We start from the raw sequence: 15744 nt of genomic DNA on the forward strand, positions 1-15744 counted from the left end.
CGCCGCACGGGTGCCAGCGAGTCGCGGTGCCAACCCGCCAGGTTCACCAGAGCCTGGTCGCGTCGAATCAGGTTCTTGCTCGAGGTACCGTCCGCGTCCATCCAGGTTGGGCTGCGCGGTGGTGCGGTCTCGCGCTGCGTGGTGACCTCGCTATCGGTCTTCGCCTGGTTCTGTCGGGAGTGTGGGCAGCGTGTCGAGCCAGGGGTCCGACCAGGTCGGTGGGGTCGTCGGGGCCGGCGGTTGCGTCGGCACCGGGGGCGACGTCGGGGTCGGTGGGAAGGTCGGCTGTGGCGGGGCCGGGGTCCAGGGCGGCTCGCCATACGTCTGCGGGCGCGCGTAATAGATGTTCTCGTCCTCCGCCACGAACGCGATGTCATGGCTGTCGCGTACGAACGTGCCGCCCTCGACCGACGCCCCGCCCGGTGCCTCGAAGCGGGCCGTGCCCGTCGCGGCCCGGCTGACCGCGTCCGTCATGAAGTCGTCGCCCGTGCGGTTCGGGTCCGTGGTGAAGACCCACAGGCGCTCGTGGTCCTGCACCATCATCCGGGTGCGGTCGTCGGAGATGCTGGCCGACGAGATGTTGTCGACGCCGCCGCCGAAGCGGCCGATCCGGGTCAGGCGAGCCGCACCCGACGTGCCGGACGGCAGGTCCACCCGGTAGACCGGCGTGCCGCTCGTCTTCGCGAAGACGTAGAAATGCCCATCGAGCCAGAGCATGGCCTCCGAGTTGTACGTCTTGCAGCCCGGCTTCGTGTTGTCGGTGAACCGCACCTCGTACGACGCGACCACCTCCAGCGGCCCCGCACCCGCCGGGTCCGGTTCGGCCAGGCGGAGCAGCCGCTGCTGGTCCTTGCAGTTGTTGGCGCCCAACTGCCCGATCCACAGCGCGCCCGCGCCGTCGATCGTCAGGTCCTCCCAGTCCTGGTTCTTGGCGCCCACCACCGGATAGCTGGTGAACAGGGTGCTGCCGTGCACCGGCACCGGCATCCCGCCCGCCGACAGGCGCATGCCCCAGATCGCGTCCCGCGGCTTGCCGGGCTTGCTCGACCCGCCGTCCCGCAGCCAGTAGTACATGCCGGGATAGGCCCGGCTCGCGATCAACCCGGACGCCTCCGACGCCGGCAGTTTCACACCGAGCACCGGCATCTTGCCGGGGACGATCGGCGCTTCCTCCGGCGCCGCCGCCACCTTGCCCGTCGGTTCGGTGGTGGCGCCGGCGCCCACGCTGTTCACGGCGTACCAGCCCATCAGCGCGGCTGCCGCCAGGGCCACGACGCTCCACAGTGATCGTCTGCGCACCTGAGCCTCCCCAAGATGAGTTGGTCTCTGTTATTCGTAACATAAAGGACAGTTCGGACTCTACGGGTTTGATGCCCATGAATATGGGGAAGGAGGGGCGCCACCCTGCCCCGGGAGGCATCGATGACCCAGACCGCCGCCGAACGTTTCCGCAGCCGACACGTACACGAGGTCAAGGTCCGGGATCTGCCCGACCCGCCCCGGTCGCACTGGCGGATCATCGGGCCCGGAGTGATCGCCGCCGGTGTCGGGCTGGCCTCCGGCGAGTTCATCCTGTTCCCGTACATCGCCTCGCAGGTCGGTCTGGTCTTCCTCTGGGCGGCGGTGGTCGGCCTGATCACCCAGTGGTTCCTCAACATGGAGATCGAGCGCTACACGCTGGCGACCGGCGAGACGGCGTTGACCGGCTTCTCCCGTACCTGGCGGCACTGGGGTCTGGTGTTCGCGATCCTGACCTACTTCGCCAACCTCTGGCCCGGCTGGGCGACCAGTTCGGCGACGATGGTGACCTACATCTTCGGCGGCGAGCCGCGCTGGATCGCGATCGGCATGCTCGCCCTGATCGGCGTCACGCTCACGCTCGCCCGGTGATCTACACGGTCCTGGAGCGGGTCGAGTTCCTCAAGGTCGGGCTCGTCGTGCTGTTCATCGCGATCGCGTTGATCTTCGCGGTGACCACGGACGCCTGGTCGGCGCTCGGCCACGACGCGGTCCGGCCGGACTTCCCGACGGAGCTCGGCTTCGCGCTGATGCTCTCGGCCCTTGTCTTCGCGGGCGCCGGCGGCGGCCAGAACCTCGTCCAGAGCAACTGGATCAGGGACAAGGGCTTCGGCATGGGCGCGTACGTGCCGCGCCTGGTCAGCCCGGTCACCGGCAAGGAGGAGGCGGCCCCCGACTCGGCCGGCTTCGTGTTCGAGGACAACGAGGCCAACATGGCCCGCTGGCGGCAGTGGTGGAAGCTGGCCAACAAGGAGCAGCTCTACACGTTCGTGCTGATCACCTTCGTGACCATCACGCTGATGTCGCTGCTGTCGTACTCGACCGTGTTCGGCGTCCCGGGCCTGGCCAACAGCGTCAGCTTCCTCGAGGTCGAGGGGGAGCGGCTCAAGGAGCTGGTCGGCGAGTGGTTCGGCGTCCTGTTCTGGGCGATCGGCGCGGTGTCGCTGTTCGCCGCCGCGATGGGCATCGTCGACTACACCAGCCGCCTGGCCGCCGACGTGCTCAAGGTCTCCTACCTGCGCCGCGTCTCGGAGAGCCGGATCTACTTCGCGCTGGTCTGGGGCCTGGTGCTGATCGGCGTCGTGGTCCTGCTGGGCGGCTTCGACCAGCCGCTGGTCCTGCTGGTCATCTCGGCCTGCGTCGGCGGCCTGATGATGTTCCTCTACTCGGGCCTGCTCCTGCTGATCAACAAGAAGTTCCTACCTGAGCGGGTACGCCCGCGCGGCGTACGCGTCATTGCCCTGATCTGGGGTGTCCTGCTCTTCGGCGTCTTCTCGATCCTCACCCTCAAGGAACAGGGCGCGAAGCTGCTGGACTGGCTCGGGTAAGAGCCCTACGGGGCCGGCAGGGGATCTTCCCGATGTCACTAAGGGCGGCGGGCTTGGAAGTCTTCGGACATGCCTTTCCCGATCCGGTTCGCCGCCCTGGCGGCGCCTCTGCTCATGCTGTTCTACGGGATCATGCGGTACGTCGACGGGCGCGACGGTGACCGCGGCAACGGTGCCGCCTGGGACGTCGGGCACACGGCGTTCTTCGTCGCGTTCGTGCTCTTCGCCGTGCTCGCGGTCAACCTGCACCGGGTCGTGCCGGTGGTGGCCCGCTGGCAGCGCATCCTGCGGGACGTCGCGCTGGGCGCCGCCCTCGTCGGTGCCGCGGCGTTCCTCTGGGTGACGTTCACCGACCTGTTCCGCGCGGTGCCCACCGGGCTGCCCGACGCCGCGATGATCGGGCTGCCGGTGCTCTTCCAGCTCGGCATGCTCACGCTGCTCGGTCAGCTCGTCGCCGCCCGGCTGCTGCCGGTCTGGAGCCCGCTCACCATGGTCTTCGGGTTCGCGCTGATCGCGGTGAACCTCGACCTGCTCCCGTTCGCCTCCGTCGTCATCCTCAGTGGACTGTCGCCGTTGGCAACCGCTAGGCGCTCACCCCGACCAGTTGGTCCTTGACCTGGTCGCAGAACTCGGCGTAGTCCTTCTCGTTCTGGTCGGCATAGTCCTCCGAGTACGCGTGGATCGCCTTCTCGAAGCGGTCCGACCCACCGAGGTACGCGCCGATCGCGACCGCGTCGCCCGAGCGGGCGTGTGCCCGCGCCAGGGTCCAGCCGCACATCCGGGCGTAGAGGGCCATGCCCTCCGGGCGCATCCGCTCGATCGGCGCCGAGAACTTCCAGTCGCGTAGCTGCCGGACGTAGAAGTCGCGCGTCTCGCCGTCGGGAGCGTTGACCCGCGTCCAGCCCAGGAAGATGTCGCTGAGCGCCTGCATCAGGTGCTGCCCGGCGACCACCCGCTCGCCCTGGTTGCGGTAGCGGCTGGCACCCGCGTACTTCGCCAGCACCGACTTCTGCGCCTCCTTGGCCTGCAGGAACAGCGGCTCGCCGTCGCCGGTCTCGAGCAGCACGATCCACGCCCGGGTGCCGACGCTGCCCACGCCGACCACCTTGCGGGCCACCTGGACCAGCTCGAACTGGTGCAGCAGGTGCCGGCGGTCGGTCTGCAGGCTGCGCTGGTACGACTCGATCACGTTGCCGATGAGCTGGTAGATGACGTCGGCCTCGATGCCGCTGAAGACCTCCTCGATCGGCACGATCGTGGGCGGCTCGCTGATGATCTGGCGGCGTCCGTCGACCACTGTGGTCAGCTTCTCCAACGCCTGCATGCTGTCCTTGCCGCGCGCCTTGGCCAGCGCGACCGTGGCCTCGCTGTACGCCTTCGGCCGGATCTGGTCGCGGAACCGGTTGATCGCGTCGGAGACGTCGAGGTGCGCGTACCAGACCGCGAGCTTGCCCTGTGCCCCGAATGCCCGGATGTTGTTCCGGTAGGCCTCGACACCGGCCCGGACGATCTCCTTGCGCTGCTTGCGCTTGAAGCCGTTGTCCCGGGCCGCGACGACGAGGCTCGCCGCCAGCCGCTTCACGTCCCACTCGAAGGGGCCCGGCAGCGTCTCGTCGAAGTCGTTGCAGTCGAACACGAGCCGCCGCTCCGGCGACGCGAACGCGCCGAAGTTGGACAGGTGCGCGTCGCCGCAGAGCTGCACGTCGAGCCCCGAGCGCGGCGCCCGCGCCAGGTCCGCGGCCATCGGCAGCGCGGCTCCGCGGAAGTAGGTGAACGGCGACACGGCCATCCGCGCGTGCCGGACCGGCACGAGCTCCGGGACGCGGGACTCGGCCTGGCCCATCAGGAGCCCGATCGGGTCGCGGTCGCTGTCGAACCCCGTCGCGGCGTGGGCGTCCACCGGGACCTCGGCGCGCATGGCGCGCCCTTCCAACGCCCGTTCGGCGCGCCCGGGTTGGTGTCCGTTGTGGTGGTGTCCGTTGCCGTTCATGGCGTCTCGATCCATGGCTGGTGGAGGTCGTAGTACGCGGGCGGACCGATCATGATCTTCTGCAGCTCGGCCATCTGCTGTGCCAGCTCCGGCGGTGGCTGCTTGCGCTCGCCGGCCCGCGCTTCCGCCTCGTTGGTGAAGTAGACCGCGACCGTGAACTCGCCGTCGCCGTACGCGCAGGCGGTCGTGCCCAGGATGTCGGGGCGGAACGCGGCCCACTCGGGGGCGTCCTGCAGCAGCAGTTCCATCGCGCGGTCGTGGTCGGTGCCCTTGCCCTGCATGATCTGCACGAACCCCGCCTTGTGCGGGTCGCCGTCGCCGGGGTTGTCGGTGACCGCGTTGTCCGCGTCGTGGAACGTGACCTCGCCGTCGAACAGTTGCGACGTGCGCTTCCACCAGGCGTCCTGGTCGGGGCGTTCGCTGTTGCGGTGGGCCGACACCAGGTCGGTGAACTTGGCCAGGCCGATGAACTCGCCCTGGTCGGTCACCCCGCCGGTCGAGCCGATCCAGCCTTTGGCGCCGGGCGAGATGTCGCGTACCCACTCGTCGAGGGCCGCTTTGAGCTGGCCGGCGTCACGTACGTGACCTTGGATGATCTGGACGAACATGACGAGCCTCCTTGCCGAACACGGGGAATGGTGGCTCTCTCTCCAACCTACGCCGGGCCAGGGTGCAATACGGGCGAATCGCCCTTATGGGAGGTTTGTCCTAGTTAGGGTGGCGGCGGTGACGTCCGCACCCCGCGCTGATCCTGGTGGCCGCGGTGGCCAACCTCGACGAAGAAGGACCAGGAACGACAACTGCTGCGGGAGTACGCGTCAGCCGACCGCTAAAGGCGCCGCGGCGGTGCGGCGGGGGCGGATCAGCAGCGCCGCGGTGAGCAGGCCCACCAGCCAGATCGGTGAGAACAGGGCCGCGCGGCTGGCGAAGCCGGGGCCCGCGTCGGTCTCGTCCATCAAGAGCGTGTCCAGTTGCTTGATCGTGCCGATCAGGACCGGCAGGGTCAGCACCAGGACCAGCAGCCCGCAGAGCGCGCCCCCCGCGGCCGTGCGGGCCAGCGCGGCGCCGAGCGTGAACGCCGCCACCGGCACGCCCAACATGAGGATGGCGCTCTGGTCGGTCGTCGCCGTGCCGATCACCAGGGCGATCAGTGCGGCGGCGGCCACGCCGTAGGCGTCCCAGGGGACTGCTGTGCGCTGACGGGTGAGCCACGCGCCGGCTACGGCAGCCACGATGCCGAGTAGCGGCGCCCAGGCGCCCGGCCAGGTCAGGCCCATGTTGCGGCCGCTGGCGAGGAACAGCGGCCCAGCCGCACCCGCGCAGGTCAGGGCGAAGCGGGCCGCGTCGGTGCCGGCGAGCTTGCCGCTCCAGCCGACCAGCAGCCACGTCATGGTTGCCCAGAGGACGAGCGTGAGCGCCAGGACGATCACGACCACCGCCGTGGGCGATGCTTCGGTCGCGCGGCCCACGTACTCCATGTGGAAAGCGGCCGCCACCGCGGTGCCGAGCAGCGCGATCGGGGTGACCGCCCGCAGGCCCGGGGTCGCGGGGTCGGTCTCCGGGCGCGGTGCGACGAACGCGGCGGCGACGGCCAGGACCAGCGCGACCAGGTCCGCCCAGCCGAGGCTGTGGTGCAGGTCGGGGAACTGCGGCAGCAGCGTCTGCCCGATCGGGAGACCGGTGATCGCGCCGGCCGCGAACGCGGCGCCCGGCCAGGGGTCGCCCGCGCCGGGGCGGGCGGGCAGCACCGCCACGATCACCGCGCCGAGTGCGACGCCGCCCAGCAGGGCGACGACCGGGCGGATCCACGGTTGTGCCTCGCCGAAGGCGGAGTCCGGGTCGAGCGGGGCGTACGCGAGCAGCAGACCACCGGCCAGCATCGCGGCGGCGGCCGTCGGCCAGCCGCGGGCCCGCCCGGTGACCTGGGCGCCGGCAGCCGCGCCGAGGGCGAGCAGCAGGATCGCGCCGGCCGCGGAGAGGATCCGGATCACGCCCTTGGCGTCGGCCCCGACCGGGAAGCCCTCCAGGCCGTAGAAGAGCACCTCGCCGACCGGCGTGAGCACGACCGTGCCCGCTGCCAGGGCCGCGAGAACAACCACCGCGCGCCGGATCACGCCGCCTCCGAAAGGTCCGCGACGATCACCGTGATGTTGTCGGGGCCGCCGGCCCGGCGGGCCAGGTCGACCAGGCGCACCGCGCATGCCTGTGGCTCCGGGTTGGTCCGCAGCATCTCGGCGATCGTGTCCTCGCGTACCACATTGGACAGGCCGTCGCTGCAGATCAGCCAGCGGTCGCCGGCCTGTGGGTGCAGCACCGTGAAGGCGGGTGTGACCGGGTCGCCCTGCAGCGCCTGCGTGACCACCGCCCGGCGGGGGTGCACGTGCGCCTCGTCGGGGGTGATCACGCCCTCGTCGACCAGCATCTGCACGAACGTGTCGTCCTTGGTCATCTGCTGGGTGACCCCCTGGCGGAGCAGGTAGGCCCGCGAGTCGCCGACGTGGGCCAGCAGCACGGCCGTGTTGTCGGGCGTGAACAGCAGCGCGGTCAGCGTCGTACCCATGCCGTCGCGGGTCGGGTCCTCCGCCACCGCGGCCCGGATCTGGTCGCCCGCGGCCTCGATCACTCCGCGCATCGCGTCGACCAGGCCGTCCTCCGGATGGGCGGCGTCGGCGCGGGCGACCACGTCGATCGTGATGGCGCTAGCCAGGTCGCCGGCGGCCATGCCGCCCATGCCGTCGGCGACCGCGAGCAGGTGGCTGCCCGCGAAAACCGCGTCCTGGTTCGCCCGCCTCACCAGACCTCGGTCGGTCAGCGCGACGGAGCGCAGCAGAAGCGTCATGGCAGGCAGGATGCCAGGATGCGGCCCGGTTGTCTCTAGTAGATCACCTTCTCGGCCATCCGGATCGCACCGTCCGGCCATCCGGAGGTGTCGCGAAGAGTCCAAGATCCGCTAGTACGGGCCGGCCGGTGCCCGGGAGAATGGCGCGATGGCATTCACAGGGCGGCTCGCGCCGGGTGCGGTGCGCGAATGGTGCGGCACGATGCCGGTGCACCGCCGGCTGTTGGACACCGACCCCGGCTACGCCCGGGCGCGTGAGGAGATCGAGACCTTCACGTTCGACGCGGCCCGCGAGGAGCCGCCGCCGCTCGGCCTGGTGACGATCCCGACGATCGTGCACGTGGTCTGGTCGCGGCCCGAGCAGAACGTCACCGACGAGCAGGTGGCCTCGCAGATCGAGACCCTCAACCGCGACTTCCGCAAGACCAACGAGGACGTCGCGATCCTGCCACCGGTCTGGGCGCCGGTGGCGGCCGACGCCGACATCGAGTTCGCGCTCGTCGACGTGACGCGCACCCGCACCGAGGTGGCGGCGTTCGACACCGACGACGGCGTCAAGTCGGCCCGCACCGGCGGCGTCGATCCGGTGTCCACCGACACCCACCTCAACCTCTGGGTCTGCCAGCTCGGCGGCGGCCTGCTCGGCTACGCCCAGTTCCCGGGCGGCCCGGCGGAGACCGACGGCGTGGTGGTCACCTACACGGCGTTCGGCTCGACCGGCACCGCGGCGGCGCCGTTCGACCTGGGCCGCACGTCGACGCACGAGGTCGGGCACTGGCTCAACCTGCGGCACATCTGGGGCGACGACGGCGACGGCTGCGGCGGCAGCGATTTCGTCGACGACACGCCCAACCAGGGTGGGCCCAACTACGGGCGGCCGACGTACCCGAAGGTGTCCTGCAACAACGCCCCGCACGGCGACATGTTCGTCAACTACATGGACTACACCGACGACGCCGCGATGGTGATGTTCACCCGCGGCCAGGCGGCCCGGATGGCGGCCGCGCTGCGCGGCCCGCGGTCGGGTCTGCTGGCGGCGGCGGCCACGTCGTGACCGCACCGCCCGCGGCGCTGTTCCGGCGGTGGGTGCACGTGCGGGAAGAAGATGCGGCGGGGGTACGCGTCTTCAGGCCCGCCGACCGCCCACTGCCGCCGGCCCGCGGCCGCGACGGACTCGAGTTCCGCGCCGGCGGCATCTTCGCCTACCTGCGCCCGGGCCCGACCGACGCGCCGGTGGCGGTGGTCGGCCGCTGGAGCACGCCGGCCCGCGACCGGATCGCCCTGACCTACCCGCCGGACGCCCGCGCCGGCGACGCGCCGACCGGCTACGAGATCGTCGAGCTGACCCCCGACCTGTTGCGGCTGCGGCCGGTCTAGATGATCAACTCCATGGGTCCTCGGGACAGCGATGCACCATGGCGCACGAGCAGAGACCGCCGTCGCTCGACCCGCCTGGGTAACGCACCCCTGCCGCACTCGGCAGCCTTCGCACCCGGCGACGGCTGTGTCCCGCCGCGACGGTGGCCCGGCTGGCGAGAAGCGCACCGTCGATCAGCCGGCACGGCCCGGGTCGGGCCGGCCGCCGGCCATGATCGTGTGAACCTCACCGGGTCAGGACAACCCGACCTACCTGATCAGGTGTGCGGGATCGGGTAACCCGTCGGCGTGTCGCGCGGACCAACCGCACCGGATCATTCGACGCGCACCATCCCGGGCGGACCAGCCACACACGATCAGCCGCGGACCCCCCGAACCGGAACAGTCCGAGGCGCAGAGGGTCGAATGAATCGGCTAAGGCACGCGGTGGCCGGGTGGCGTGAGGGCCGCCAGGACCGTCGTGGAGATGTAGCGGGCCGCGTCCGCCGACTTCAGACGGTCGGCGTTGATTTCGTCGGCGGCGCCGTGCATCACGTTCTGCATCGTGGTGATCAGCCATGAGGTCGGCAGGTCCGTGCGGAACACGCCCTCGGCCCGGCCGCGTTCGAGCAATCGGCGCATCCGGTCGGCCGGCTCCTGGTGCAGCTCCTGGATCCGGCCCGGCGGGAGGGTGCGCTGAGCCGCGAGCAGCAGTGACCGGAACCGGTTGACCAGTTCCCAGCTCGCGTCCACCAGCCGGGCCAGCGCGGCGCGCGGGTCGCCGTCGAGGTCGACCGCGTCGAGGACCGCGTGCCCGTCCGTGATGGCTCGGGCGACGGCCGCGTCGACGAGTTCGGCCCGCGACGGGAAGTGGCCGTAGAGGGTCACCCGCCCGACGCCCGCGGCCTTCGCGATGTCGGCGACGCTCGCCTCGGGATCCCGGCTCAGGCAGTCGGCGGCGGCCGCCGCGATCGCGTCGACGTTGCGCTGGGCATCGGCCCGCATCGGACCTCCTGGTTGTTGAACACCGCTGTACGAGTTACTGTAGCCGAGAGCTAACTCGTACATCAGTGTTCAAGTTATTGGGAGGGACCATGGAGGCCGCCGATCCCCGCCGCTGGCGGGCGCTGGCGCTGCTGGGCGTGGCGCAGCTCATGCTCATCCTCGACGTCACGGTGGTGGCGATCGCGCTGCCGCAGATGGGCGCCGACCTGGGGCTGAGCCGGGGCACGCTGACGTGGGTGGTCAGCGCGTACACGCTGATGTTCGGCGGTCTGATGCTCCTCGGCGGCCGGGCCGCCGACCTGTTCGGCGCGCGCCGCCTGGTGCTGACGGGTCTGCTGGTGTTCACCGGGGCGTCGCTGGTGACGGGTCTGGCGGGCTCCGCCGAGGCCCTGATCGGCGGCCGGATCGCCCAGGGCGTCGGCGCCGCGATGCTCTCGCCGGCGGCCCTGTCGATGGTGACGAAGCTGTTCCAGGGCGCCGAGCTCAACAAGGCCCTCGGCGTCTGGTCGGGCCTCGGCGGCGGCGGCGCGGCCCTCGGTGTCCTGCTCGGCGGACTGCTCACGGCGGGCCCGGGCTGGCCGTGGGTGTTCTACGTGAACGTGCCGATCGGCTTGCTCGTGGTCGCGGCGCTGGTGTGGGCGCTGCCGGGGGACAGCGCGGGGCGGGTCCGTGCCCGCCTCGACGTGCCGGGCGCACTGCTGGTCACGGCCGGCACGGGCGCCGCCATCTACGGGCTGATCAACGCGGGCGACCACGGTTGGGGCTCGGCCACGACGTTGGTCCCGCTGGCCGCGGCGGTGGTGCTCTACACGGTCTTCGTCCTGCTGCAGCGCGCCCTGCGCGCGCCGCTGATGAACCCGCGCATCCTGGCGCGCCGGCCGGTCGCCGCCGGCATGTTCATGATCCTGGTCGCCACCGCGCTGATGATCGCGGTGTTCTTCCTGGGCTCGTTCTACCTGCAACACCTGCGGGGGTACGGCGCGTTGCGGACCGGCCTGCTGTTCCTGCCGGTGGCGCTGGCGACGATCGCCGGCGCACACACGGCCGGCCAGGCCATCGGGGGGCGCGGTGCCCGGACCATCGCGATCGCGGGCCTCGCGGTCGCCGGCCTGGGCACCGCCGCGCCCGCCATCTGGGGCGGCCCGTTCGTCCTCGTCGCGGGCGTGACCGTCGCAGCGGCCGGCATCGGCGCCACGTTCGTCGCGGCCTCGACGACCGCGCTGGCCGAGGTGAACCCGCACGAGGCCGGCGTGACGTCGGGGATCCTGAGCACGTTCCACGAGTTCGGCGCGTCCCTCGGCGTGGCGGCGGTGTCGAGCATCGCCGCGGCCAGCATCGCGGGCACGACCGGCGCGGGCTTCACGGACGCTTTCACCTTCGCGGCCGTGGTCGCGGTCGCGGCCGCCATCCTGGCCGCGGTCATCGTCCCGGCCCGGAAGGCCCCGTCGGCCGACGAACCCGACCGTCCCCGCGTGGCGCTGCACTGACCACGGCCGGGCCGGCGACGCCGTCTCGGACAGGGCGGTCGCGCGGGGCGCTGACCGTCGGGGCTGACCGCGCAAGGAACGGTCCGTTCCTAACGCGTTAGGAACGGACCGTTCCTATGCGGAAAGCGTTGATAACGGACCGTTCCTTGCGGTTTCAGGCTTGGCGGTTGCGGAGGGCGCTGGCCACCACGGCGATGGTGAGGACGCCGACGATGGTGGCCAGCGACGGGCCCACGCCGATTTCCGGGGCCGCGATGTGTGAGCCGCGCAAGGCCTCCAGGACCAGCTTCACCCCGATGAAGCCCAGGATCACGGCCAGCGCCACCGGCAGGTAGACCACCCGCTCGAGAAGGCCGCCGACCACGTAATAGAGCTGCCGCAGGCCCAGCATCGCGAACGCGTTGGCCGTGACGATCACGAAGGCGCTCTGGGTCAGGCCGAACGCCGCCGGCAGCGAGTCCAGGGCGAACACCAGGTTGGCCAGCCCGATCGCGGCGATCACCAGCGGGATCGGGGTGAGGACCCGGCGCCGCTCGATGGTCGTGGTGTAGCGGCGGCCCGCGTACACGTCGGTGGTCGGGATCAGGCGCGACAGCAGCGCGATGCCCGGCGGTTTCTCCTCCTCCTCTTCCCCCGCCCGCAGGGAGAGCACCAGGCGCACCGCCGTGTAGACCAGGAACGCGCCGAACAGGTAGAAGAGCCAGTTGAACGCGTGCACCGCGGCGCTGCCCGCGGCGATGAACAGCGTCCGCAAGCCCAGCGACAGCAGGATGCCGACCGTCAGCACCGACTCGACCGCGTCCGGCGGCACCGCGAAGCGGCCGATGATCAGCATGAAGACGAACAGGTTGTCGGCGCTGAGGCTGTATTCGGTGAGGTACGTGGCGACGAACTGCTCCGCCGTCTCCTTGCCCAGCCAGAAGAACAGGACGACCGCGGCGACCAGGGCGAGACCGACGTAGAGGCCGATCCACCGTGCGGCGCCCGCCGGCGTGATCGCGTCCTTGCGCCGCGACACCGCCAGCAGGTCGACCGCCAGCAGACCGAGCAGGGTGACCGTCGTCAGCACCCAGCCGAGCGCCGACACACCCATCGTGCCTCCCCAGACCGAACCGGTCCTGAGGATAGATCAGGGCTGGTCAAAGCGGCAGCAGGCGATCACCGCCGCCGACTCTGGTGGCAGGTCGACGCTCGTGTGGGTCAGGCTCACGCCGGGGCCGGTGGTGAACAGCACCGACCGGGGCACGCCGTGCAGGCCCACCCGGGCCGGCGTGACGCCGATGTTCGCGGCCACCACCAGCGCACCGCGCCGCATCGTGATCACCTCGGCGCCGCGGCGGATCGGGCGGGTCGGCTCCGGGCGGGTGACAGCGAGGTCCGGGTGTGCCCGGCGCAGCGCGGTCAGCGCCCGCAGGGTCGCCGGCGGAACGTCGTCGGCCGCCGACAGCAGCGGGGTCAGCGGCGCGGTCAGCAGCAGCGTCGCGGCGACGTCGCGCAACCCCGTCAGCGTGGCCACGGCACCCGGCGGTGGCGGCGCGAGCGGCACCGCGGGATCCGGAGCCGGCTCCCCGTTTCCCCACAGCCACGCGCTCACGCTGTCGAGCGTGCCGAGCACCCCGCCCTCGGCGGGCACCAGGAACCGGCCCGACTCCGCCAGCGTCAGCGGCCGGCCCAGGTGGTCCGAGAGATCGCCGACGGCCGCCGCGAACTCGCCGAGCGGCACCGGCGCGGGCGGTCCGTCCAGGCGCACACCGTCGAGCGCGAAACCGGCCAACCACTGCACCACGTGGTCGACCACGGCCGGCCCGAGGATCCGGTCGGAGGACAGTCGGAGCGTGACACCGAGCCCGACCCCGCGCGCGGCGGCCACGGAGCGGCGCAGCAGGTCCTCGTCCGGCGGTGGCTCGATCTCGACGGTGTCGATGCCGAGCGCGGCCAGTTCGGCCGCAGCCCCAAGGTCGTCGACGGCGTAGACGACCCGGCCGGACACCTCACACTTCCCGGTCGAGTACGAGCAGGCTCCGCTCGGCGACGGTGGTGGCCGCGCCGGCGGCGACCGTCGGTGCGGGATCCAGTTGCTCCATCTGCGCGGTGTCGAAGACGACCTGCCACTTCTCGCCGTACTCGGCCGGCGGGAGGGTGAACCGCAACGGCTCGTGGTGGCCGTTGAAGCAGAGCAGGAACGAGTCGTCGACCTGGCGCTGCCCGTACCGGCCGCGCTCCTTGATGCCCTCGCCGTTGACGAACAGGGTCAGCGCGTTGACCTCGCTGTCCCAGTCGGACATCGGCGCACCGTCGGGGGCGAACCAGGCCATGTCGGCGACCGGCGTGGTGACGTCGCGGCCGGCGACCGGCGCGCCCGTGAAGAACCGGCGGCGGCGGAAGATCCGGTGCCGGGCCCGGAACGCGGCCAGCTTGCGGGCGAACGCCAGCAGGTGCTCGTCGACCTCGGCCCAGTCGACCCAGGTCAGCTCGCTGTCGTGGCAGTAGCCGTTGTTGTTGCCGCGCTGGGTCCGGCCGAGCTCGTCGCCGTGCCCGATCATCGGCACGCCCTGCGACAGGAACACCGTGGCGAGGAAGTTGCGGCGCTGCCGGGCCCGCAGCGCGAGCACCCCGGTGTCGGAGGTCGGCCCTTCGACGCCGCAGTTCCACGACCGGTTGTCGGGGGAGCCGTCCCGGTTGTCCTCGCCGTTGGCCTCGTTGTGCCGCTCGTTGTAGGAGACCAGGTCGCCGAGCGTGAACCCGTCGTGGCAGGTGACGAAGTTGATGCTCGCCACGGGCCGGCGCCCGTCGTCCTGGTAGAGGTCCGCGGACCCCGAGATGCGGGTGGCGAACTCGGCGAGCGTGGCGGGCGCCCCGCGCCAGAAGTCCCGCACGGTGTCCCGGAACTTGCCGTTCCACTCCGTCCACAGTGGCGGGAAGTTGCCGACCTGGTAGCCGCCCGGCCCGACGTCCCACGGCTCGGCGATCAGCTTGACCGCGTTGACCACCGGGTCCTGCTGGACGACCTCGAAGAACGTGGACAGCCGGTCGACCTCGTAGAACTCCCGGGCCAGCGTCGCCGCCAGGTCGAACCGGAACCCGTCGACGTGCATCTCCTGCACCCAGTACCGCAACGAGTCCATGATCAGCTGCAGCGAGATCGGGCTGCGCATGTTGAGGGAGTTGCCGGTGCCCGTGTAGTCCACGTAGTAACTCGGGTCCTCGTCGGACAGCCGGTAGTAGCCGGGGTTGTCCAGCCCCTTGAAGCCCAGCGTCGGCCCGAGGTGGTTGCCCTCGCCCGTGTGGTTGTAGACGACGTCCAGGATCACCTCGATGCCGGCTGCGTGCAGCGCCCGCACCATGCCCCGGAACTCCTGCACCTGCTGGCCGTGCCGGCCCATCGCCGAGTAGCCGTGGTAGGGCGCGAAGTACCCGATCGTGTTGTAGCCCCAGTAGTTGCGCAGCCCGCGGTCGGTCAGGTGCTGGTCGTGCACGAACTGCTGCACCGGCATCAGCTCGACCGCGGTGACGCCGAGTCGGGTCAGGTGCTCGATCGTGGCCGGGTGGGCCAGCCCGGCGTACGTGCCGCGCAGCTCGTCGGGCACACCCGGGTGCGCGGCGGTCAGCCCCTTGACGTGCGCCTCGTAGATCACGGTGTCGTGATAGGGCGTCCGCGGCGACCGGTCGTTGCCCCAGTCGAAGTAGGGGTTCACCACGACCGCTTTCGGCAGGTACGGCGCCGAGTCGGTCGTCGACATCGTGTCGGGGTCGGTCAGGTCGTGCCCGTAGACCGCCGGATGCCAGTGCACGTCGCCGTCGATCGCCTTCGCGTACGGGTCGAGCAGCAGCTTGTGCGGGTTGCAGCGCAGCCCGCGCGCCGGGTCCCAGGGTCCGTAGACCCGGAACCCGTAGCGCTGGCCCGGTTGGACGCCGGTCAGGAACACGTGCCAGACGTAGGCGTCCACCTCGGTGAGGTCGATCCGCTGCTCGTCACCGTTGGCGTCGAACAGGCACAGCTCGACCGCCTCGGCCACCGCCGAGTACACCGCGAAGTTCGTGCCGACCCCGTCGTACGTCGCACCGAGCGGGTAGCGCCGGCCGGGCCATACCAGCATTCCCGCAGACTAGCGGCTTTTAGTCCGAATTAAACCTAAATCAGATGGCGTCGCCCAGGTGCCCGCGGAGCTTGGTCAGGGCGCGGGCCAGCAGCCGGGAGACGTGCATCTGCGAGACGCCGAT

General features: G+C 71.1%; 13 protein-coding genes and 1 pseudogene. 5 read left to right on the top strand and 9 right to left on the bottom strand.

Going from position 1 to position 15744, the window contains the following annotated elements; genetic code table 11:
• Positions 1–150 precede the first annotated feature (150 nt).
• A complete protein-coding gene (locus tag Air01nite_RS26260; RefSeq protein WP_203705978.1) occupies positions 151–1299 on the bottom strand; it encodes a hypothetical protein in 1149 nt (382 codons plus the stop codon).
• A gap of 123 nt (positions 1300–1422) precedes the next feature.
• Here Air01nite_RS26260 and Air01nite_RS26270 point away from each other — a divergent pair.
• Both Air01nite_RS26270 and Air01nite_RS26275 read left to right on the top strand, forming a co-directional pair.
• Positions 1423–2846 (top strand): annotated as a pseudogene (locus Air01nite_RS26270) (Nramp family divalent metal transporter).
• Positions 2847–2915: 69 nt separating this feature from the next.
• Complete coding sequence (locus tag Air01nite_RS26275) at positions 2916–3461, top strand: hypothetical protein (protein ID WP_203705981.1); 546 nt, start codon at positions 2916–2918, stop codon at positions 3459–3461.
• Here Air01nite_RS26275 and Air01nite_RS26280 read toward each other — a convergent pair.
• From Air01nite_RS26280 to Air01nite_RS26295, 4 genes are all read right to left on the bottom strand, one after another.
• Entirely contained in the window at positions 3430–4836 is a 1407-nt protein-coding gene (locus Air01nite_RS26280; protein WP_239090981.1) for a DUF2252 domain-containing protein, read from the bottom strand. The two genes, Air01nite_RS26275 and Air01nite_RS26280, sit on opposite strands and share 32 nt — an antisense overlap.
• Positions 4833–5444 (bottom strand): hypothetical protein, encoded by a 612-nt coding sequence (locus Air01nite_RS26285; protein ID WP_203705982.1) that lies wholly within the window; start codon positions 5442–5444, stop codon positions 4833–4835. The genes Air01nite_RS26280 and Air01nite_RS26285 overlap by 4 nt, the downstream gene beginning before the upstream one ends.
• Before the next feature lie 210 nt (positions 5445–5654).
• Complete coding sequence (locus Air01nite_RS26290) at positions 5655–6950, bottom strand: hypothetical protein (RefSeq protein WP_203705983.1); 1296 nt, start codon at positions 6948–6950, stop codon at positions 5655–5657.
• Positions 6947–7675 (bottom strand): PP2C family protein-serine/threonine phosphatase, encoded by a 729-nt coding sequence (locus tag Air01nite_RS26295; RefSeq protein WP_203705984.1) that lies wholly within the window; start codon positions 7673–7675, stop codon positions 6947–6949. Before Air01nite_RS26295 ends, Air01nite_RS26290 begins: the two co-directional genes overlap by 4 nt.
• A 148-nt stretch (positions 7676–7823) precedes the next feature.
• On the opposite strand from Air01nite_RS26295, the gene Air01nite_RS26300 reads away from it, so the two are divergent.
• Both Air01nite_RS26300 and Air01nite_RS26305 read left to right on the top strand, forming a co-directional pair.
• Positions 7824–8729: a zinc metalloprotease gene (locus tag Air01nite_RS26300; protein WP_203705985.1), complete on the top strand. Its 906-nt coding sequence runs from the start codon at positions 7824–7826 to the stop codon at positions 8727–8729.
• On the top strand, positions 8726–9052 hold the full coding sequence (locus tag Air01nite_RS26305) for a hypothetical protein (RefSeq protein WP_203705986.1): 327 nt from the start codon (positions 8726–8728) through the stop codon (positions 9050–9052). Before Air01nite_RS26300 ends, Air01nite_RS26305 begins: the two co-directional genes overlap by 4 nt.
• Positions 9053–9466: 414 nt before the next feature.
• Here the strand turns inward: Air01nite_RS26305 and Air01nite_RS26310 are convergent, their stop codons facing one another.
• On the bottom strand, positions 9467–10036 hold the full coding sequence (locus Air01nite_RS26310) for a TetR/AcrR family transcriptional regulator (RefSeq protein WP_203705987.1): 570 nt from the start codon (positions 10034–10036) through the stop codon (positions 9467–9469).
• An 89-nt stretch (positions 10037–10125) separates the two neighbouring features.
• Here Air01nite_RS26310 and Air01nite_RS26315 point away from each other — a divergent pair, with 89 nt between their 5' ends.
• The gene (locus Air01nite_RS26315; protein ID WP_203705988.1) at positions 10126–11523 is read left to right on the top strand and encodes an MFS transporter; all 1398 of its coding nucleotides are present in this window, start codon (positions 10126–10128) and stop codon (positions 11521–11523) included.
• 154 nt (positions 11524–11677) lie between these two features.
• On the opposite strand, the gene Air01nite_RS26320 is transcribed toward Air01nite_RS26315, so the two are convergent.
• Genes Air01nite_RS26320 through glgX form a run of 3 tightly spaced genes read right to left on the bottom strand, consistent with a single transcriptional unit; the run spans position 11678 to position 15620 of the window.
• The gene (locus Air01nite_RS26320; protein WP_203705989.1) at positions 11678–12616 is read right to left on the bottom strand and encodes a TerC/Alx family metal homeostasis membrane protein; all 939 of its coding nucleotides are present in this window, start codon (positions 12614–12616) and stop codon (positions 11678–11680) included.
• A gap of 36 nt (positions 12617–12652) precedes the next feature.
• A complete protein-coding gene (locus tag Air01nite_RS26325) occupies positions 12653–13513 on the bottom strand; it encodes a DUF3459 domain-containing protein (protein ID WP_203705990.1) in 861 nt (286 codons plus the stop codon).
• Position 13514: 1 nt separating this feature from the next.
• The gene (glgX, locus tag Air01nite_RS26330; RefSeq protein ID WP_203705991.1) at positions 13515–15620 is read right to left on the bottom strand and encodes a glycogen debranching protein GlgX; all 2106 of its coding nucleotides are present in this window, start codon (positions 15618–15620) and stop codon (positions 13515–13517) included.
• Between the last annotated feature and the right edge of the window lie 124 nt (positions 15621–15744).

The organism is Asanoa iriomotensis, from assembly GCF_016862515.1.
Lineage (GTDB): Bacteria > Actinomycetota > Actinomycetes > Mycobacteriales > Micromonosporaceae > Asanoa > Asanoa iriomotensis.